Source organism: Micromonospora sp. NPDC005203, from assembly GCF_042872705.1.
In the GTDB taxonomy this organism is placed as follows: domain Bacteria; phylum Actinomycetota; class Actinomycetes; order Mycobacteriales; family Micromonosporaceae; genus Micromonospora.
Genome location: NZ_JBIAKV010000017.1, coordinates 121,296 through 140,163 on the forward strand (window position 1 = coordinate 121,296; position 18,868 = coordinate 140,163).

The 18,868-nt window shown below is 70.0% G+C and carries 21 protein-coding genes and 2 tRNA genes; 18 read left to right on the forward strand and 5 right to left on the reverse strand.

Features of this window, described 5'->3' with window-relative positions; translation table 11 throughout:
• Positions 1-31: 31 nt before the first annotated feature.
• Positions 32-328 (forward strand): hypothetical protein, encoded by a 297-nt coding sequence (locus ACFYPM_RS28685; protein ID WP_355032334.1) that lies wholly within the window; start codon positions 32-34, stop codon positions 326-328.
• Positions 315-722 carry a DUF5130 family protein gene (locus tag ACFYPM_RS28690; protein ID WP_387203324.1) on the forward strand — a complete coding sequence of 136 codons (408 nt, stop codon included), beginning with the start codon at positions 315-317 and terminating at the stop codon, positions 720-722. The genes ACFYPM_RS28685 and ACFYPM_RS28690 overlap by 14 nt, the downstream gene beginning before the upstream one ends.
• A 182-nt stretch (positions 723-904) precedes the next feature.
• On the opposite strand, the gene pepN is transcribed toward ACFYPM_RS28690, so the two are convergent.
• Positions 905-3,454, reverse strand: coding sequence for an aminopeptidase N (pepN, locus tag ACFYPM_RS28695; protein ID WP_387203327.1), 2,550 nt, complete (start codon positions 3,452-3,454; stop codon positions 905-907).
• A 221-nt stretch (positions 3,455-3,675) separates the two neighbouring features.
• Here pepN and ACFYPM_RS28700 point away from each other — a divergent pair, with 221 nt between their 5' ends.
• The 4 genes from ACFYPM_RS28700 (at position 3,676) to ACFYPM_RS28715 (ending at position 6,910) form a co-directional block, all read left to right on the forward strand.
• On the forward strand, positions 3,676-4,302 hold the full coding sequence (locus tag ACFYPM_RS28700; RefSeq protein ID WP_387203330.1) for a disulfide bond formation protein DsbA: 627 nt from the start codon (positions 3,676-3,678) through the stop codon (positions 4,300-4,302).
• A 198-nt stretch (positions 4,303-4,500) separates the two neighbouring features.
• Complete coding sequence (locus ACFYPM_RS28705; protein ID WP_387203333.1) at positions 4,501-5,076, forward strand: hypothetical protein; 576 nt, start codon at positions 4,501-4,503, stop codon at positions 5,074-5,076.
• A gap of 80 nt (positions 5,077-5,156) precedes the next feature.
• Complete coding sequence (locus tag ACFYPM_RS28710) at positions 5,157-6,356, forward strand: DUF1015 family protein (RefSeq protein ID WP_387203336.1); 1,200 nt, start codon at positions 5,157-5,159, stop codon at positions 6,354-6,356.
• Between the two features lie 86 nt (positions 6,357-6,442).
• Positions 6,443-6,910, forward strand: coding sequence for a ribose-5-phosphate isomerase (locus ACFYPM_RS28715; protein ID WP_357254572.1), 468 nt, complete (start codon positions 6,443-6,445; stop codon positions 6,908-6,910).
• A gap of 50 nt (positions 6,911-6,960) precedes the next feature.
• Here the strand turns inward: ACFYPM_RS28715 and ACFYPM_RS28720 are convergent, their stop codons facing one another.
• Complete coding sequence (locus ACFYPM_RS28720) at positions 6,961-7,302, reverse strand: hypothetical protein (protein ID WP_387203340.1); 342 nt, start codon at positions 7,300-7,302, stop codon at positions 6,961-6,963.
• Positions 7,303-7,442: 140 nt separating this feature from the next.
• On the opposite strand from ACFYPM_RS28720, the gene ACFYPM_RS28725 reads away from it, so the two are divergent.
• The 5 genes from ACFYPM_RS28725 (at position 7,443) to ACFYPM_RS28745 (ending at position 10,561) form a co-directional block, all read left to right on the forward strand.
• Positions 7,443-7,988, forward strand: coding sequence for a hypothetical protein (locus ACFYPM_RS28725; protein WP_387203343.1), 546 nt, complete (start codon positions 7,443-7,445; stop codon positions 7,986-7,988).
• A 193-nt stretch (positions 7,989-8,181) separates the two neighbouring features.
• Positions 8,182-8,304 carry a hypothetical protein gene (locus ACFYPM_RS28730; protein ID WP_387203346.1) on the forward strand — a complete coding sequence of 41 codons (123 nt, stop codon included), beginning with the start codon at positions 8,182-8,184 and terminating at the stop codon, positions 8,302-8,304.
• A gap of 360 nt (positions 8,305-8,664) precedes the next feature.
• On the forward strand, positions 8,665-9,261 hold the full coding sequence (locus tag ACFYPM_RS28735) for a hypothetical protein (protein WP_387203349.1): 597 nt from the start codon (positions 8,665-8,667) through the stop codon (positions 9,259-9,261).
• Positions 9,262-9,365: 104 nt separating this feature from the next.
• Positions 9,366-9,995, forward strand: coding sequence for a hypothetical protein (locus tag ACFYPM_RS28740; RefSeq protein WP_387203352.1), 630 nt, complete (start codon positions 9,366-9,368; stop codon positions 9,993-9,995).
• 68 nt (positions 9,996-10,063) lie between these two features.
• Positions 10,064-10,561: a GNAT family N-acetyltransferase gene (locus tag ACFYPM_RS28745; protein ID WP_387203355.1), complete on the forward strand. Its 498-nt coding sequence runs from the start codon at positions 10,064-10,066 to the stop codon at positions 10,559-10,561.
• A gap of 107 nt (positions 10,562-10,668) precedes the next feature.
• Here ACFYPM_RS28745 and ACFYPM_RS28750 read toward each other — a convergent pair.
• Positions 10,669-10,739: transfer RNA gene (locus ACFYPM_RS28750), tRNA-Gly, on the reverse strand.
• A gap of 337 nt (positions 10,740-11,076) precedes the next feature.
• Between ACFYPM_RS28750 and ACFYPM_RS28755 the strand changes: the two genes are divergently transcribed.
• The 5 genes from ACFYPM_RS28755 to clpX all read left to right on the forward strand — a co-directional run bounded on the left by ACFYPM_RS28755 (position 11,077) and on the right by clpX (position 15,728).
• Positions 11,077-11,150, forward strand: a tRNA-Pro gene (locus ACFYPM_RS28755).
• Between the two features lie 137 nt (positions 11,151-11,287).
• A complete protein-coding gene (tig, locus tag ACFYPM_RS28760) occupies positions 11,288-12,634 on the forward strand; it encodes a trigger factor (protein ID WP_387203358.1) in 1,347 nt (448 codons plus the stop codon).
• Between the two features lie 272 nt (positions 12,635-12,906).
• Entirely contained in the window at positions 12,907-13,548 is a 642-nt protein-coding gene (locus tag ACFYPM_RS28765; RefSeq protein ID WP_007464111.1) for an ATP-dependent Clp protease proteolytic subunit, read from the forward strand.
• Between the two features lie 10 nt (positions 13,549-13,558).
• Entirely contained in the window at positions 13,559-14,221 is a 663-nt protein-coding gene (locus tag ACFYPM_RS28770; protein WP_088949751.1) for an ATP-dependent Clp protease proteolytic subunit, read from the forward strand.
• 211 nt (positions 14,222-14,432) lie between these two features.
• Positions 14,433-15,728, forward strand: a complete 1,296-nt coding sequence (gene clpX / locus ACFYPM_RS28775) for an ATP-dependent Clp protease ATP-binding subunit ClpX (RefSeq protein ID WP_145779357.1) — start codon at positions 14,433-14,435, stop codon at positions 15,726-15,728.
• 25 nt (positions 15,729-15,753) lie between these two features.
• On the opposite strand, the gene ACFYPM_RS28780 is transcribed toward clpX, so the two are convergent.
• Positions 15,754-16,380: a helix-turn-helix domain-containing protein gene (locus ACFYPM_RS28780; protein ID WP_387203362.1), complete on the reverse strand. Its 627-nt coding sequence runs from the start codon at positions 16,378-16,380 to the stop codon at positions 15,754-15,756.
• A gap of 41 nt (positions 16,381-16,421) precedes the next feature.
• Between ACFYPM_RS28780 and ACFYPM_RS28785 the strand changes: the two genes are divergently transcribed.
• The gene (locus ACFYPM_RS28785; protein WP_387203365.1) at positions 16,422-17,255 is read left to right on the forward strand and encodes an EamA family transporter; all 834 of its coding nucleotides are present in this window, start codon (positions 16,422-16,424) and stop codon (positions 17,253-17,255) included.
• A 38-nt stretch (positions 17,256-17,293) separates the two neighbouring features.
• Positions 17,294-18,091 (forward strand): carbon-nitrogen hydrolase family protein, encoded by a 798-nt coding sequence (locus tag ACFYPM_RS28790; protein ID WP_387203368.1) that lies wholly within the window; start codon positions 17,294-17,296, stop codon positions 18,089-18,091.
• Positions 18,092-18,094: 3 nt separating this feature from the next.
• On the opposite strand, the gene ACFYPM_RS28795 is transcribed toward ACFYPM_RS28790, so the two are convergent.
• Positions 18,095-18,319 carry a hypothetical protein gene (locus tag ACFYPM_RS28795; RefSeq protein ID WP_387203371.1) on the reverse strand — a complete coding sequence of 75 codons (225 nt, stop codon included), beginning with the start codon at positions 18,317-18,319 and terminating at the stop codon, positions 18,095-18,097.
• Positions 18,320-18,868: the final 549 nt, after the last annotated feature.

Below are 18,868 nucleotides of genomic sequence, written 5' to 3' on the forward strand. Positions count from 1 at the left end.
GGGGGCGTTGGGATTGTCTGTTACCGAGACGTTGCTGGTCTTCGTCGGCATCCCGTTGGCCGCGGTGCTGGTCATCGCCGGCCTGTCGTACGCCGGTAGCCGTGGGGGTGCCACCGGCGGTGGCGGTGGCGCCAAGCGCTACCGGCCGGGCCGGCCCTTCGACTTCACTCCGGTCTGGTTCCTGGGCCGTCCGGAGCAGTTGGCCGACTCGGCCGGCACCGCGCTGACGGCGGGGGCGCAGGCGCCCGCGCTGACCAGCCACAAGCTTGAGCAGGCCAGCGTCGACGCGCCGGCCGGTGGAACCGGAGGCGCAAGTGACCGTTGGTGAGAAGCAGACCGGGACGGAAAATCCGCCCGAGGTGCTGGACGGGCCCTTCTCGACCCGCCAGCTGCTGCGCATCGACGAGGCGCTGCGCCTGGCCGACAAGGGCACCGGCCTGGTCTTCTCGGTCTTCGTCGGCGGTCTCGACGAACCGATCCGGGAGCACGCCCAGCGGCTGCACCGCCAGCTCGCCGACCCCGACAAGTCGGTGCTGATCGCGGTGTCGCCCAACCAGCGCCAGCTGGAGATCATCACCGGGCGCTACGCGCGCAAGCGCGTCCCCGACACGTACGCCAAACTGGCCGCGCTGTCCATGGCGGGTGCGTTCAGCGGCGGCGACCTGGCCGGCGGCATCATCAACGGCCTCGACCAGCTCGCCAGCCACGCCGGCAAGGGCTGAGCCCTCTCAGGTACGGATGACGCGCACGCCCGCTAGCTAGATCGTGCTCGATCCAGGAAACAGGGGCCTCGGCTGCGGCTGAGGCCCCTGTTTCCATCTTCGAGCACGATCTTCGCAACTGATGGCCCGGTGCCGGCGAGGACTCGCGTCCACGCCGGCACCGGCCGCGTACTCCCTGCTGGTCAGCTCTGTGGCGCGTCCTTCGCGCGGGCCTTGAGTGCCCGCACCACGCCGTCGCGGCCCTCGGCGACCAGCCGGCGCAGCGGGCCGGGATGCCCGTCGCCGGCCAGCCACGCGTCGGTGGCCGCCACCGTGTCGTCCTCCACCAGGTAGACCGGGTACGCCAGCTGTACGAACTCCTGCGCCGGCTCGCTGTCCCGGGTGGCCCACACCTGGCCGATCGCCGCGAAGTACTTCTCCCGGTACGGGGTGATCAGCTCCACCTGCGCCGGGTGGGCGAGGCCCTGCAACAGCGCCCGGTGCCGCCAGTTGGGCAGCGCGTCGGGGCCGGTCAGCAGCGCCCACACGGCTGCCTTGTTCTCCTCCGTCGGCACCAGCGCGTGCGCGTACGCCGCCTCCCGTTCGCCACTGGCGGTGCGGTCACCGGCCAGTTCGTCCTCGATCTCGGCGGTGCCGGCGGCGCCGTTGGCCACCAGCGCGGCGAGGACCGACCAGCGCAGCTCGGTGTCCACGGTCAACCCGGCCGGCGCACCCGTGCCGTCCAGCCAGCCGCGCAGCGTGGCCAGGTCCTCGTCGGAGCGGGCCGCCGAGGCGAACGCACGGGCCCAGGCCAGCTGGAAACCGCTGGCGGGCTCGGCGGCGGCGAGCGCGTCTCGGGCGGTACGGGCCAGGTCGGCCCAGCCGGTCGGCGCCCAGGCCGGGTCGGCATAGAGGGTGAGCGCGGTGGTCGCCTGCCGCAGGGTCGCGGTGACCAGGTTGATGTCGGTCTCGGCGGGCAGGCCACTCAGCGTGAGCGCCACGTAGTCGCGGGCGGACAGCTCCGCGTCGCGGATCATGTCCCAGGCCGCGGTCCAGCAGAGCGCCCGCGCCAGCGACGACTCGAAGCCACCGATGTGCTGCACCACGGTCGCCATCGACCGGTCGTCGAGGCGCAGCTTGGTGTAGCTCAGGTCGTCGTCGTTGAGCAGCAGCACGTCGGCGGCCCGGACGCCGCGCAGCTCGGCGAGGTCCGTCCGCTCGCCGGTCACGTCCACCTCGTACCGCTCGCGGCGCACCAGCCGCCCGTCGGCCAGGTCGTACAGGCCCACGCCGATCCGGTGCGTGCGCAGCGTCGGGTACGCGGTAGGTGCCTCCTGCAGGACCGCCACCTGCTCGTAGCTGCCGTCCGCGCCGATGGTCACCTCCGGTCGCAGCGTGTTGACCTGCGCGGTCTCCAACCACTGCGCGGCGAACTTGCGCAGCTCCCGGCCGGACGCGGCCTCCAACTCGGTGAGCAGGTCGTCGAAGGTGGCGTTGCCCCAGGCGTGTTTGCCGAAGTAGGCCCGCAGCCCGGCGACGAACGGCTCCTCACCCACGTACGCGACGAGCTGCTTGAGCACGCTCGCGCCCTTGGCGTAGGTGATGCCGTCGAAGTTGACCTCGACGGCCTCCATGTCCGGCATCTCGGTGTAGACCGGGTGCGTGGAGGAGAGCTGGTCCTGCCGGTAGCCCCAGTTCTTCCGGATGGACAGGAACGTCGTCCACGCCTCGGTGAACCGGGTGGCGTTGGTGTTGCACCAGTGGCTGGCCCACTCGGCGAAGGACTCGTTGAGCCACAGGTCGTTCCACCAGCGCATGGTGACCAGGTCGCCGAACCACATGTGGGCCAGCTCGTGCAGGATCGTGTTGGCCCGCTGCTCGTACTCGAAGTCGGTGACCTGCGAGCGGAACAGGTAGTGCGACTCGGCGTGCGTCACGCAGCCGAAGTTCTCCATCGCGCCGGCGTTGAAGTCGGGCACCCAGAGCTGGTCGTACTTCGGCAGCGGGTAGCGCACGCCGAACTTCTCGTGGAAGAAGTCGAAGCCCTGCTTGGTGATCAGGAACAGGTCGTCGGTGTCCAGGTACTGCGCCATCGACGCCCGGCAGTACGCCCCCAGGTCGATGCCGTCGTGACTGTCGCGCACCTCGTGGTACGGCCCGGCGCACAGGGCCGTGATGTAGGCGCTCATCCGGGGCGACTCGGCGAAGTGCAGCGTCTTGAGCCCTTCACCCGCCGGCTCCTCGCGCTGCACCGGCATGTTGGACACCGCCCGCCAGTGCGCCGGCACGGTGGCGTGCCAGGTGTAGACGCTCTTCAGGTCGGGCTGGTCGAAGCAGGCGTACACCCGCTGCGCGTCGGCCGTCTCGAACTGGCTGTAGAGGTACGTCTCGCCGTCCACCGGGTCGACCGTCCGGTGCAGTCCCTGCCCGGTGTTGGAGTAACTGAAGTCGGCCTCGACGACCAGGGTGTTGTCGCTGGCCAGCGCGGACAGGACCAGACCCTTCTCGGCCGACCAGTCGGAGAGGTCGACGGGCGTGCCGTTCAGCGTCGCGGACCGCACCGACTCGGCCGCCAGCTCGATGAACGTGCTCGCGCCGGGCTCGCTGCAACGGAACCGGACCTCGGTCGTCGAGGAGAACGTGCGGCCGTCGGCCGCCAGCACGGCGCTTGACAGGTCCAGACTGATGTCGTAGCCCGTCACGTTGAGCAGGCGGGCCCGCTCGGTCGCCTCGACCTGCGTCAGGTTGCGCACTCCCGGCACTGTTTTTCTCCATCCCACATCTCGCCGTACGCCCGGCGGCGCCCGTTCGCCTACCGCTCGTGACGGCCGGCTCGATTCGAGTCTTCCATGAAGGCCCCCTCCCGGTGGCCGAGGTCACGCTCTCATTCGAGTGCCGGTCGATGCGCCTCGGGGTGAAGATTCTCCTGAGACGCCGACCACCGCCGGCGCCCCCGTTGCGAAGGGATCTCACCGTGACCGAACGTGTCACCGCCGACATGTGGTTCGACCCGGCCTGCCCGTGGGCCTGGATCACGTCCCGCTGGCTGCTCGAGGTCGAGCAGATCCGTGCCGTGGACATCCGCTTCCACGTGATGAGCCTGTCCGTGTTGAACGACGGCCGGGACGGGCTGTCCGAGGACTACAAGGAGTTCGTGCGGACCGCCTGGGGTCCGGTGCGGGTCTGCATCGCCGCCGAGCAGCGGTACGGCAACGACGCCCTGCGCCCGCTCTACACCGCGCTCGGCACCCGGATCCACCTCGGCAAGGAGGAGCGGCGCCACGAGCTCTACGTCGCCGCGCTGACCGAGGCCGGCCTGGATCCCGCGCTGGCGGCGGCCGCCGAGAGCACCGACTACGACGAGGCGCTGCGGGCCAGCCACGAGGCCGGCATGCGCCCGGTCGGGCAGGACGTCGGCACTCCGGTCGTCCACGCGCCCGGCCCGGACGGCACGCCTGTCGCTTTCTTCGGCCCGGTGATCACCCCGGCCCCGAAGGGGGAGGCCGCCGGGCGGCTTTGGGACGGCGTCCTGCTGGTCGCCGGCACCCCGGGCTTCTACGAGCTCAAGCGCACCCGCGAGCAGAGCCCGATCTTCGACTGAGCTGCGGACGGCTGCCCTGTCGACGCCCGGCGTTGGCAGGGCGGTCGTCCCGACGGCACGACACCACGCACATCCGCTCGGCGTGTCGTGGGTCGGCGGTGCCCGGCCCGTCACCGGCAGACTGCCCGCGTCGTTGGCCTGCATGTCCGCCGCAGCGACCCGCAGGGCCGCACCCCGCAGTTCGTGGAGGCATTCCCGATGGCCAAGCACCGTGCGTCCGGTGACGATCAACTGACCCGACCGGGGGTGATCGAGACTCCCGGCGCGGCCTACTGGTCGGTCGACGACTCCCGCTGGCCGGCGGTCCGCCCTGACCTTCCCGCCCACATGGTGGATCTGCTCGCGCCGCCCATCGTGGTCGGCGTGGCCCGGGTTCCGGTGACCTCACGGCTGACCCCGGTCGAGACCGTGGCACCGCTGGCCGGATCCGCACCACCGGTGGCACCGGCGCTCGGGCCGCTACCGCCGGTTGCGCCGCTACCGCCGGTCGCGGGGGTGGCTGCCGCCATGGCGTCGGCTCCGGTCCTGCCATCGGCTGCCGCACCGGCCGAACCCGCGCCGCCTCCGCCGGCACCCGCCGCTCCGCGTCCGGTGCCGACGCCGCCGCTGAGCCCGCGTCCCGTTCCGTCCCCGCCTCCCGACCGTCCGGTGCCCGGGCCGCCCGCGTCGCCCCGCCGGGCCGTGAACACCGGGCCGGCCGCGATCGGTCGACGGGGCAACGCCGGACCAGCGGCCGGCAGGCACCGCCGGGGCGCCTCCGACCGCGCCAACTGACCGGCTCGGCGCTTTCATCTGGTGGACCCCCGCGCGGGTCCCCGTCGGTGGCGACACCGCCGCCGGTAGCGTCAGTGGGCATGACCGTCGTGCATCCGATCTCCCGGGCGTGGGTCACCACTGGTGGCACCGGCGCGCAAAACTACGACGAGTTCGCCGACGACGCGGAGATCACCGCGATCATCGAGGCGAACCCGCACAGTGCTCTCGGCATCGAGATGCCACATCGCGCCCCACAGAGCCTGGGCACGTCGTTCCTCGACGCGCTGCCGGACGCGGTGGCCCGCCTCGCCGAGGCGAAGGCCGACGGCAGCTACACACCCGCCGAGCAGGTGGTCGTGCTCTACCGGATCAGCGCGCCCGGCGAGGAGTCGGCGTACGGGCTGTTCGCGATGGTGGACACCGACCAGATCTCCACCCGGGCCGACGAGCCCGGTCTGGTCATCCGCAACGAGGACGTCTTCATCGCGAAGGTGCGCGAGCGGGTGGCGTTGGCCGAGGCGCTTGGTCACCTGCTCTCACCCGTACTCCTGTTGCAGACCGGGCGCGGCGACGAGCTGCACGCCGCGCTCGCGGCGGCGACCGAGACGGCCGGCGCGCCCGCCGCGACGGACACCGACCAGGCGGGCCGCACCCATGCCATCTGGCTGCTCGGCCCCGGCCCGGAGCAGGCCACGCTCACCGCTCTCGCCGGTGGTGGGGAGCTGGTCGTCGCCGACGGTAACCACCGCAGCCTGGCCGCACAGACCGGCGGGCTGCCGCGCTTTTTGGCCGTGGTCACCACGCCCGGGTCGGTGGCCATCCAGCCCTACAACCGGCTGGTCAGCGAGCTGACCACCACACCGGCCGAGCTGCTCGACCGGCTGCGGTCGGCGGGCGCCGAGGTCGCGCCGATCGACGGCCCGGTCGAGGTCCCGCCGGCCGGCGGCACCGTGCACCTCCGCCTCGGCGACCAGGGGTACGCGGTGCGCCTGCCCGCCACGACGGCCGGCGACCTGGAGAACCTGGACCACGCCCTGGTCGAGCGGCTGCTGCTGCGCGACGCGCTCGGTCTGGACCCGGGTGACAAGCGGATCACCTACGTCGGCGGCGACTACCCGGCGAGCTGGCTCACCGGTGAGGTCGATGCCGGACGGGCCGAGTTGGCGATCCTGATCGCGCCGGTGACCGTGGCGGACTTCGTCGCGGTGAACCTGGCCCGGGAGAAGATGCCCCGCAAGAGCACCTGGTTCACCCCGAAGGCGCGCGGCGGTCTGGTCGTCGCTGAGCTGCCGCGCTGAGCGGTCCCACCCGACCGTGTGACGAACCCGGCTCTCCGCCGCCGCCCGCGCGTCGTCGGAGAGCACGGCCTGAGAGACTGCGCGGTATGCGCGTCTACCTGGGATCCGATCACGCCGGTTTCGAGTTGAAGGTGCACCTGGCCAACCACCTGGCCAAACAGGGGTACGACGTGGTCGACGTCGGCCCGCACAGCTACGACCCGGACGACGACTACCCGACGTTCTGCCTGCACACCGGTGACCAGGTGGTGGCCGACGAGACGGGCCTCGGTGTGGTCATCGGTGGGTCCGGCAACGGTGAGCAGATCGCCGCGAACAAGGTCGCCGGGGTTCGCGCCGCGCTGGCGTGGAGCGTGGAGACCGCCCAACTTGCCCGCCAGCACAACGACGCGAACGTGGTCGCGATCGGCGCCCGCCAGCACACGCTGGACGACGCCACGGGCATCGTCGAGGCGTTCCTCAACACGCCGTTCTCCGGCAACGAGCGGCATGCCCGCCGGATCACCCAGGTGGCCGACTACGAGAAGACCCGACAGCTGCCCGACCTGCCCTGACCGGCCGGCGCTTCCGGCTGCGCCAACGGCGTCCCGGCCCGGGGCGGCAGTCAGCGCGGCGAGCGGGGCAACTCCTCGCGGGGCACCCAGTTGCGTCGGACGACCACCACCCGGGCCTCCGCCTGGGCCAGGTCGTCCTCGCTGGGTCGGGCGGCGTCCCGGGCCCGGAGCGCGGCGCTGAGCCCCACCTGGGACGAACCGGAACCGACCAACCCGCGCAGGCCCCGCTCGCCGTCGCGCTCGTCGCCGCCGTAGTTGCGGCGGCGCGGGGGCGGGTTGTCGCCGTCGTGCACCCCTGCGGTGCTGGCCGTCGGGGTGTCGGTGCTCCGCGCGGCCGGCTCCGGCTCGGGGTGGTGGCGTAGCCGTCGCCGTCGTCGATCGGGGTCACCCATCCGCCGACCGTACCCTGCCCGGCGTGCGATTCGGCACCGTCGTGCCGCTGCGCGTCCCGGGCGGGGTCGGCGACCTGTTTGTCGGCTGGTTACCCTCGCATTCAGGCGGCGGTGATGCCGTCGGTCAGGGGGAGGACGAGATGGCAGACCAGACGCAGCCGTGGGCGGAGCGGACCGTGGAGGTGCCACCGCAGGCCGGCGTCGGGGTGCCGCCGCAGCGTGACGCGTTCCGCCGGGGCGTGGCCCCGGTGGGTCAGCCGCGCACCCCGCGGACCGAGCCGTTCCCGGTGGTCGAGCAGGAGCCGACCGGCACCGGCTGGCCCGGTGAGCCGGCCCCGCGTCGGCCGCTGAGCTGGCGGATGGCGCAACTGCGCCGCGGCGGTGAGTGGAGCGCGGCGGCCGGGTTGTTCGCGTTCGTCTGCTGGGGGATCTGGGCGCTCTCCGGCCAGGGTGACCTGACTGGTCCGGTGCTGGTGCTGGTGCTCAGCCTGCTGGTGGCGGTCGGCCTGTTCGCCCTGTCCCGGCTGGTCGGCCGGGTGGTGTGGGAGCGGCAGCTCGGACGGGTGCGGCGCAGCGCCCGCGGTGCCCACCTGGCGACGGCGGTGTTCCTCGTCGGCCTGGGTGTGGCGTGGCTCCAGCAGACCGAGTGGGTCGTCTCGGCCTGGAACTGGATCTCCTCGAACTGAGGATCGGGAAACGCCCAGGCGGCCGGCGAGCGCCGCCCGCCCGGGCGTCGGCCTCGCGGCACGCCGCGAGGCTGGTCGTCTCCTCCACCAGACAGGGCCGCCGCATACCCCGCTGGCCACGGTTCATCCGTGTCGGGACTGGTCCGTCTCGCGTCCAGGACCCCAATTCCCACCGTCGGGCTACCGCCTGGTGATGACCGACGACGTGACGGGCAGGACCATGGGCTGGCTGCCGGCGCACCCCCGGTACGAGGGGATCGTCTGGCACCACCCGGACGGCCGGCGGGCCAAGTTGAAGCGCCGCGACTTCGCCTGAGCCGACAGCGCTACCCCCGCGATCGGGTACTGGTGAGTGCGGCCCCTCGTCGGAGTTTGTCGCCTCGGGCGCCCGTTCGGCGTTGATCCCTCCGAGACACGCACGAGTTGCGAGGCAACCCCCCGGGTGAGACCCCGCGTGTCTATCGGGGCATGCAGGGCGAGTGCCAGCTCGAAAAGGTCGGGGCGGCGCAGATCGGCGTGGTGGTCCGACCGGGCAACGACGACCGGCCGACCTCCGTCACCGCTGCGGCACCGGCTCGGGGATGCCCGGCGGGCGCCGCACCCTAGCTCGCGCGGGGGAGGTGGTTGGTCCTCACCGGGGATCAGCTGTCGTCGACGCCGGTGAAGAATTTGGCATATGGCGATCACCCTGTTGCATGCGGCCCCGGCCAGCAGCGACACCGAACAGCCCGTGCCACGCTGGGCGCTTCGTGCCGCCTACGCGCTCCCCTGGTTGCTGCTTCCCTCATGCCTGTGGAGGTTGCCGTTCGCCTTCAACTTCGACATGGGTCAGCTTGATGACGCACCCGTGTCACCGTTGTGGATCGCCATTCCGTACGTCGTCGGACTCAGTGTGGTCACCGAGTTGCTGGCGCTGCTCAGCATCGGTCTGGTGCGCGGCTGGGGCGAGGTGGTCCCGAGCTGGATCCCGGTCATCGGTGGCCGACGAGTGCCGTCCATGGCGACGGTTGTCCCTGCCGTGGTCGGGGGACTGCTGCTGACCACGGTCTCGGGCTGGATGGCGCTCACCTGGGTCGGTGTGTCCGACGGCGTGGCGTACGAGAACGGCTGGTGGCAGGCGCTGGCCATGGTGTGCATCAGCCCGATAGCGCTCTGGGGCCCGATAGTGCTCGCCCTGGCCTACGCCTACCACGTGCGCCGTCGCCCGGCCCGCGGTTCGAGGATGCCTGGGCTTGACCCGGCCCGATGGACCGGCTCGATGAGTCGTCCGTGATCGTGGTCCGGTCGGGTCGGGTCGCGGCGACCCCTGATCACGATGAGGATGATTCACTTCAACAGCATCAGCGCCGTTTGGGCCGTTGGGACCGGGAGCGTTTCGTGGACGACGATCGGGAGTCGATCGCCAAGCAGGTCGAGGCCCAGGTTGGCGTCCGGCCACCCGAGGCGCTGCTCGACGTGTGGACGGGTGAGCGGCCGGTGGACGCCGCAGCCGACGTGTCCGTCTACGGTCCGGACGAGATCGCCGAACGCAACCACACGTACGAGATCCCGGACTACGCACCTGACCTGTTGCTGATCGGGGACGACGGCGGCGGAGCAGGCCTCTTCATCGCGCGAAACGACAGCGATCCCGAGGTCGTCCTCATCGGCCTCGGAGCGGTGGGCACCGTCGACGGCACACCTGCCGGTCAGTTGTCGCTCCTGGCGGCGGACGGCTTCCGGTCGATCGAGTCCGCCACAGATCTCGGGGACACGGCAGCGCCGACCGGGCCGATCGACGTCCTGGTCACCCACCGTCCCGGGGTGAGGGCACTGGTGGAGATCCGCAAACTGTTCCACCTCTCCCTGCCGATCAGCGCACTCACCGCCGCGGACGCTCATTACCCGATGGTGGTCCTGACCGATGTCCACCACGGCAGGTACGCGGAGGCCATCGCCCAGCTCAACCTGCGCTACCGGTGCCTGGCCGTTCGCCCCCACGTCAGCAGGATCTCCAGCGCCTGCTGATCTTTTGTGGTCCACCCGGCGCGTAAACCCCTGGATTACTCCGCACCCACCGGCGATAGCCTCGGCCCATGAGCTGGTTGCCCGATGACTTCGTCCACCCCGTGCACGTGCCCGTGCCCGACAGCTCGCTGCACCTGCGGCCGATCAGGCAGGCGGACACCGCGCTCGACTACCCCGCCGTGATGGGCTCCCGAGAGCGCCTGTGGGAGATCTTCGGCCCGGCCTGGGCCTGGCCCCCGGAGACGATGACCTATGACGAGGACCGCACGGACCTGCTGCGGCACGAGAAGGAGATCGCCGCGCACCAGTCGTTCAACTACGCGCTGTTCGACGAGGCGGAGACGGCGCTTTTCGGATGTGTCTACATCGACCCGCCCGAGCGCGTCGGCGCCGACGGCGAGATTTCCTGGTGGGTGGTGGACGATCTGGTCGGCAGCGCGGCGGAGCGGGCACTCGACGCGCTGGTGCCGCAGTGGATCGCCACCGAGTGGCCCTTCCGGCAGCCCCGTTACCTGGGCCGGAACATCAGCTGGCCGGACTGGCTCGCGTTGCCGCGCGTGTCGTGACACGTCCGAGGCTGTCCTGGGGCGGATTCGCCAAGCGTGACGGATTCGCGGTGGGCATGAATGTGGCCCAGGTCGGAAACCATCCCTGACCTGGGCCACCATTGCCGAGCGGGCGACGAGAATCGAACTCGCGTAGTCAGTTTGGAAGACTGAAGCTCTACCATTGAGCTACGCCCGCGTGCACCCCGCCGAAACGGGGCGCGCAGACAGCTTACCCAATGTCTTTGCCGGCCGCGCAGCCACGTCACCGCCCGGCGGCACCGGACTGTGCGTGCGCGGCCCGCCGCAGCCCGAAGATTCACTCCACATCACGGATGTCGTGGTCTCTCCGGCCTCCGGATACCGCGAGATTCATGACGCCGTGTGGATCTCCACCCCCGAGGCCCCCGAGGCCCCCGAGGCCCCCCCGGCGGCGTGCTACGTGGATGATTCGAGGGGTTTGGGAAGATGTGTCCGGGTGGTGGGTGCCCCGGCACCGCCTGAGTCGTGCCGACGGCATAGACTGCACGTCGCCACGGGGTGTGGCGCAGCTTGGTAGCGCACTCGCTTTGGGAGCGAGGGGCCGTGGGTTCAAATCCCGCCACCCCGACTGTCGTCCGCGGCCGGGCCGCCCCGGGTGCCGCCACCGCGGTTCCCGGGCGATGCCGGAGCGTCAGGCCGGCTCGCCTACACTCGATGGGCTGAATCACGCCCAGACTCAACTGAGATCCGTCAAGGAGTACGCCTGTGAAGAGCACCGTCGAGACTCTGAGCCCGACGCGCGTGCGGCTCGCCATCGAGGTGCCGTTCGTCGAGCTCGAGCCGAGCCTCAAGAAGGCGTACCGGGAGATCGGTTCGCAGGTCCAGGTTCCGGGCTTCCGCCGGGGCAAGGTGCCGACCGCGGTGATCGACCAGCGGGTCGGCCGCGGCACCGTCCTCAACGAGGCGGTGCAGGAGGCCATCCCGGAGAACATCCTCGCCGCGGTGCGCGAGCACGACCTCAAGACGCTGGGGCGCCCCGAGGTCGAGATCACCGAGTTCAACGACGGTGACTCGCTCAACTTCACCGCCGAGGTCGACGTCCGTCCGGAGATCACCATCCCGGACGCGTCCTCCATCGAGGTGACCGTCGACGAGCTGCAGATCGACGAGAGCGAGATCGACGAGCAGGTGAAGAACCTGCGGGAGCGTTTCGCGACCCTCAAGACCGTCGAGCGGACCGCCGCCGAGGGCGACTACGTCCAGATCGACCTGAACGCCACCGTTGACGGCGAGGACGTGCCGGGCGGCCAGGCGAGCAACATCTCCCACGAGGTGGGCAGCAAGCAGCTCCTGCCCGGCCTGGACGAGGCCGTCGTCGGGCTTGCCGCCGGCGACGACACCACCTTCACCACCCAGCTCGTCGGCGGCGACTTCGCCGGCCGGGACGCCGAGGTGGCGGTGACCGTGCGCACGGTCAAGGAGAAGGAGCTGCCCGAGCTGAACGACGAGTTCGCCCAGATGGCGAGCGAGTTCGACACGATCGAGGAGCTGCGCGGCGACCTGCGTGCCCGGGTCAACCAGGGCAAGCAGGTCGAGCAGATCTACGCGGCTCGCGACAAGGCGCTCGCGCAGCTGGTCGAGGCCGCCGAGATTCCGGCCCCGGAGGGTGTCGTCCGCGAGGAGGTCGAGAGCCGCAAGCAGGCGATGGTCGACCAGCTGGAGCGGATCGGCGCCTCGATGGAGGAATACCTCGCGGCCGAGGACAAGACCGAGGAGCAGATCGACGCCGAGCTGACCGAGGCGGCGACCGAGGGCGTCAAGGTCCAGCTCCTGCTGGACACGCTTGCCGACGCGGAGGACGTGCAGGTCTCCGACGACGAGTTCGGGCACGAGATCGTGCACCGGGCGCAGCGCGCCGGCATGGCTCCGCAGCAGTACTACGACCAGCTGGTGCGCTCCGGCGCGGCCACCGCTGTCTTCGGCGACGTGCGGCGGGGCAAGGCGCTCGCCGCCGTCATGGAGCGGATCACGATCAAGGACTCGGCCGGCAACGAGGTCACCCTCGACGCCCTCCGTGCCGCCAACGAGGCGGAGCACAACCACGACCACTGATCGTCGGGTGCGGCCGCCGTCCGCCGCTGTGCGGTGGACGGCGGCCGAATCCATTTCTGGGTACGCCCGGAAGTCAGCGTTGCCGGGTACGCCCGGAAGTCAGCGTTGCCGGGTACGCCCGGAAGTCAGCGTTGCCGGGTACGCCCGGAAGCCCGCGCCGCGGGTGCCCTCGACACAGCTGCGCTGAGAGCGAACAGTGCCCCGACCGGGACTCTGCCGCCCCGCACAGCGGTTAGTGTCGGGAAAGACGGTACGGAGAGCGAAGGGCTGCCATGACCGACATGCACATCCCCAAGAAGTCGCTCCGGGCGATTGACGCGCGCGGTGGCGACTCCATTGGCAACCTCGACGACTCGGTCTACAACCGGTTGCTCAAGGAACGCATCATCTTCCTGGGCAGTGAGGTGACCGACCAGGTCGCCAACCGCATCTGCGCGCAGCTGCTGCTGCTCGCCGCGGAGGACCCGGACCGCGACATCAACCTGTGGATCAACTCGCCGGGTGGCTCGGTCTACTCCGGCATGGCAATCTACGACACCATGCAGTTCATCGACAACGATGTGTCGACTGTGGCGATGGGCATGGCGGCCTCGATGGGCCAGCTGTTGCTCTGCGCGGGCACCAAGGGCAAGCGGTACGCCCTGCCACACGCCCGGATCATGATGCACCAGCCGTCCGGTGGTCTGGGCGGCACGGCGTCCGACATCGCCATCCAGGCGGAGCAGATGCTCTACACGAAGCGGATGTTCCAGGAGCGGGTCGCGCACCACACCGGCCAGAGTCAGTCGCAGATCGAGGCGGATTCGGACCGGGACCGTTGGTTCACCGCCCAGGAGGCCATGGACTACGGCTTCATCGACAAGGTGATCATCGGGGCCGCACAGGTTCCGGATGGCGCCGGGACCCTGAGCTGAGGAGCTGACGATGACCGATCTGAGCTTGCCGCCCCAGTTCGCGGCCGTGCACAACCGCTACGTGTTGCCGTCGTTCGTCGAGCGCACGTCGTACGGGGTCAAGGAGTCGAACCCGTACAACAAGCTCTTCGAGGACCGGATCATCTTCCTCGGCGTCCAGGTGGACGACGCGTCGGCCAACGACGTGATGGCCCAGCTGCTGACGCTCGAGGGCACCGATCCGGACCGCGACATCATCATGTACATCAACTCGCCGGGTGGCTCGTTCACCGCGATGACGGCGATCTACGACACCATGCAGTACGTCCGTCCGGACATCCAGACGGTCTGCCTCGGGCAGGCCGCCAGCGCGGCAGCGGTGTTGCTGTCGGCGGGCACCGCGGGTAAGCGGATGGCTCTGCCGAACTCGCGGATCATCATCCACCAGCCGGCCACCGAGGGCGGCTACGGGCAGGGCTCGGACATCGAGATCCAGGCCCGGGAGATCCTGCGGATGCGGACGCAGTTGGAGGACATGCTGTCCCGCCACTGCAACCGCCCAATCGAGCAGGTTCGCAAGGACATCGACCGTGACAAGATCATGACGGCCGAGGAGTCCAAGGAGTACGGGCTGGTCGATACGATCCTGACCAGCCGCAAGAAGGGTCTGCTGGCCGCCCAGGCCGCCAGCTGAGCAGTACCGGGTCAGAGGTTGGCCGGGGCGTGCAGTTCCCGGCCGACCTCTGACACACCCCTTTTGGGGGTCGGAGAATGCCCCGCCAGCGGGTAACGTCGGGTCCGTACCGCTTCGCCGGTTGGGCCGGTGGGGTGAACCAAACCGGGCGGCGCGCGGCGTCCGCAGGTCAGGGCCGGGTCTCCGGCCGACGAGTGCAGGGAGAACGTAGGTGGCACGGATCGGTGACGGCGGCGACCTACTGAAATGCTCCTTCTGCGGCAAGTCGCAGAAGCAGGTCAAGAAGCTCATCGCGGGCCCAGGGGTCTACATCTGCGACGAGTGCATCGATCTCTGTAACGAGATCATCGAAGAGGAGTTGGCCGAGTCCGGCGAGGTGAAGTGGGAAGAGCTTCCCAAGCCGATGGAGATCTGCCAGTTCCTCGACAACTACGTCGTGGGGCAGGATCAGGCCAAGAAGGCGCTCGCGGTCGCGGTCTACAACCACTACAAGCGGATCCAGGCTGAGGCGGCCAACGCGCCGGGCTCCGGCAGCGATGCCGTCGAGCTGGCGAAGTCCAACATCCTGCTGCTCGGCCCCACCGGGTGCGGCAAGACCCACCTGGCGCAGACCCTCGCCCGCATGCTGAACGTCCCGTTCGCCATCGCCGACGCCACCGCGCTGACCGAGGCGGGCTACGTCGGCGAGGACGTGGAGAACATCCTCCTCAAGCTGATTCAGGCCGCGGACTACGACATCAAGCGTGCCGAGACCGGCATCATCTACATCGACGAGGTCGACAAGATCGCCCGCAAGTCGGAGAATCCGTCGATCACGCGGGACGTCTCCGGCGAGGGTGTGCAGCAGGCTCTGCTCAAGATGCTCGAGGGCACGGTGGCCAACGTGCCGCCGCAGGGTGGGCGTAAGCACCCGCACCAGGAGTTCATCCAGATCGACACCACGAATGTGCTGTTCATCTGCGGTGGCGCCTTCGCTGGTCTGGATCAGATCATCGAGTCCCGCACCGGGCAGGGCGGCACCGGTTTCGGTGCCCGGCTCCGTTCGGTCTCCGAGCGTTCGACCGACGACATCTTCAGCCAGGTCATGCCGGAAGACATGCTCAAGTTCGGGTTGATCCCCGAGTTTGTGGGCCGGTTGCCGGTGATCACCAACGTGCGCAGCCTGGACCGCAGCGCCCTGGTGCGGATCCTCACCGAGCCGCGTAACGCCCTGGTCCGGCAGTACCAGCGCCTGTTCGAGCTGGACGGTGTCGAGTTGGAGTTCGACGAGCCGGCGTTGGAGGCGATCGCCGACCAGGCGATGCTGCGGGGCACCGGTGCCCGTGGCCTGCGGGCGATCATCGAGGAGGTGCTGCTCTCCGCGATGTACGAGGTGCCGAGCAACCCCGATGCCGCCCGAGTGTTGATCACCCGAGAGGTGGTCCTGGAGAACGTCAACCCGACAATCGTTCCGCGCGAGTTCACCGGGCGTCGGGCCCGGCGGGACCGCGAGGAGAAGTCGGCCTGATCCGACCGACATCACGCCGGCCGCTCTACTCCTGACGCGGTCGGCGTGATCGCGTCCGGCGGTCCCATTCGCCCGACGGGGTGACGGTCACCATCATCAGCCGGGCCGGGGCATCGCTGTCGTTGCGGTAGCCGTGCTCCCGATCGGCGTGAATCTCGATGGTCTCACCGGCGCGGACGGGATGGTCCTGCCCGTCGACCCGGACGATCACCGTGCCGTCCAGGATGTGCAGCACCTCGCGGGTGCCGCGCGGGTGGTCGAGGGAACGGTGGGACTCCCCGGGGACGAGCCGCCAGTCCCACAGCTCGACGAGATCCGGCTCGCCCAACCCGCTCAGCAGGCGGGCCGTGCCGCCGTGCTCGCCCTGCCAGAGCACGGGCGCCTCCCCGGCTGAACTGATCTTCACGGGCCGTTCCTCGGCGGGTTCGAGTAGTTGGGCGATGTTGACGCCGAACGCGTCGGCGACCCGGCACAGCGTGCCGACGCTCGGGTTGGTACGCCCGCCCTCGATCTGCACGAGCATGCCCTTGCTCACCCCGGACCGGCCGGCCAACTCGTCGAAGGACCACCCTCGGGCGGCCCGTAGGTCGCGTACCTGTCGGGCTACCGCGGCGGTAACCGCGCCCACCCGATCCGGACCCGGCTCGGTCATTAAACTATCCCTCACGGTCACTATTGTGGTACGACAGATGCATGATACCCATTGTCCTGGCCGCGTTGTCCGCCCTCGCGTTCGGCACGGCCGACTTCTCCGGCGGTAAGGCGTCCCGGCACGCCGCCCCGATCGCCGTGACCGTGATCTCCCAACTGCTGAGCGTCCCGCTGCTGGTCGTGTTGGCGCTTGCCGTACCCGGAACCCCGCACATCGGTGACCTCGGCTGGGGGCTGCTCGCCGGGGTGGCCGGCGGGGGCGGAATCATGCTGCTCTACCGTGCTCTCGCGGGCGGGATGATGGCGGTGGTGGCACCGATCACCGCGATCACCGCGGCAGTGGTGCCGATCGTCGCCGGTCTCTTCACGGCGTCCTTCCCGGGTGCCCTGGCGCTCACCGGCGCCGGCCTCGCGGTGGTGGCCATCGCCCTGGTCAGCCTGGGGGAGAGCGGCGGCAGGCGAGCAATCCCGGCCCGGCTGGTCGGGCTTGCCCTCGCCGCCGGGGCGCTGTTCGGCGTTTTCTTCACCCTCCTGGGCCAGGCCGATGAGAGCGCGGGGATGTGGCCGGTGGCGGCGGTCCGGGCAAGCTCGATCGCGCTGGGCCTCGCGCTGGCCGTCGGCACCCGGACGCCGCTGCGCCTCGGGCGGCGGGAGTTGGGCTGGGCGGCGGTCGCCGGTCTGCTCGACAGTGGCGCCAACGCACTGTTCCTGGCCGCCGCTGCCCGTGGTCACCTGAGCATCGTCGCGGCGCTCGCCGCGCTCTACCCGGCCAGCACCGTGCTGCTGGCGTTGGCCGTCGACCGGGAACGGCTGCGCGTCGTCCAGATCACCGGGCTCGGCTTCGCGGCCGGTGCGTTGGTGCTGGCCAGCCTGTGACGCTGTCCGCGCCGCCCTCCCCGCCGTACCCTGTGCTCATGCGCGTCGCGGTCTGCCAACTCAACGCCCGGGACGACCGTAAGGCCAACCTGGCCGCCGCGGAGGCCCTGCTGAGCCGCGCGGCCGCCGGCGGCGCGGACCTCGCTATCCTGCCGGAGTACGTCGACTACCTCGGCCCGGCCAGCGAGATGCCCGAGCCGGAGCCGGTGAACGGCGAGGTCGGCAGCTTCTTCGCCGAGGTCGCCCAGCGACTCGGAATCTGGCTGGTGGCCGGCTCCTTCCACGAGGCCGGCCCGGACCCGGAACACACCTGGAACACCTCGCTGGTCTTCGACCGCTCCGGCAACCTGGCCGCGAGCTATCGCAAGATCCATCTGTACGACGTGGAGATCCCCGGCCGGGTCTCCTACCGGGAGTCGGCGACTGTCGCACCCGGGGTTCAGCCGGTGGTGGTGGATGTCGAGGGTCTGCGGGTCGGCCTGTCGATCTGCTACGACCTGCGCTTTCCGGAGTTGTACCGACTGCTCGCCACCGATGGTGGGGCACAGCTGCTGGTGGTCCCGGCGGCATTCATGATGCACACCGGCCGAGACCACTGGGACGTTCTGTTGCGAGCCCGCGCCATCGAGAACCAGTGCTTCGTGGCGGCGGCCGGTCAGACCGGCGACCACGACCCCGGCCGCACCTGCTTCGGACGCAGCATGGTGGTCGATCCGTGGGGGACGGTCCTCAGCCAGGTTCCGGACGGCCCGGGTGTGTCAGTGGTCGACCTGGACCTCGGCCGGCTCGCCGCGATCCGGGCCGAGCTGCCCAGCCTGGCCAACCGGCGGCTCTGAGGTTCAGCCCTCCAGCAGGACGCCGATGACCGCGAACCCGGCGATGGCCGCGGCGGTTATCAGCAGCGCGGTGGTCATTCGGGACTTGCCCCGTCGGGCCAGTCGTCCCACGGAGAGCAGCAGTACGACAAGCACGACCGCACCGATCACCACCTGCCAGAACGGCAGGAGGACGCCGAGCAGCGACTCCTCGGCGAGCACAGTGGTGCCGAGCCCGGACTCATCCATGTCAGACACTCTGGCACGGCGGGACGGCCCGCGTCTCCGGCTGTACCGGGACCGTTGCGAACCAGCCGATCCGAACCAGTGATGAACCCTGATTTGCCTTCTCCGGGCCGTCCGCGTAACTTTCTCTCTGCACGGGGGAGGCCGGACAAACCGGCCGAGAACGGGCGCCAGGCTCGTGGCGGAGACGCCGAGCGAGACTGAGGATCGGGCGGTGCGGAACATCCCGGAAACGGGGTTGCGAACGCGAAGCCGACCGGGTAGGGTTTTGAAGCCGGCAGGAGTCGGGCGGATGGCCGCGAAGCGGCGATCGGCCGGTCTGCGGCTTCCCACGACAGCAACGACCGCCGAGTTCGGCGTGCGTCATCCTGGGTCCGGACGAACCACATTGATCGCCTCGAACATGAGGTTGACATTGAAAGTTCGACCAAGTAGGTTTGAGCGGTTGCCCCGAAACGGGGTTCCACTGAGGTGGGGCTTCTGGTCGGTGTGTGGTTGTTCTTTGAGAACTCAACAGGGTGCTTGTAAAGCCAGTGCCAATTATGATTTATA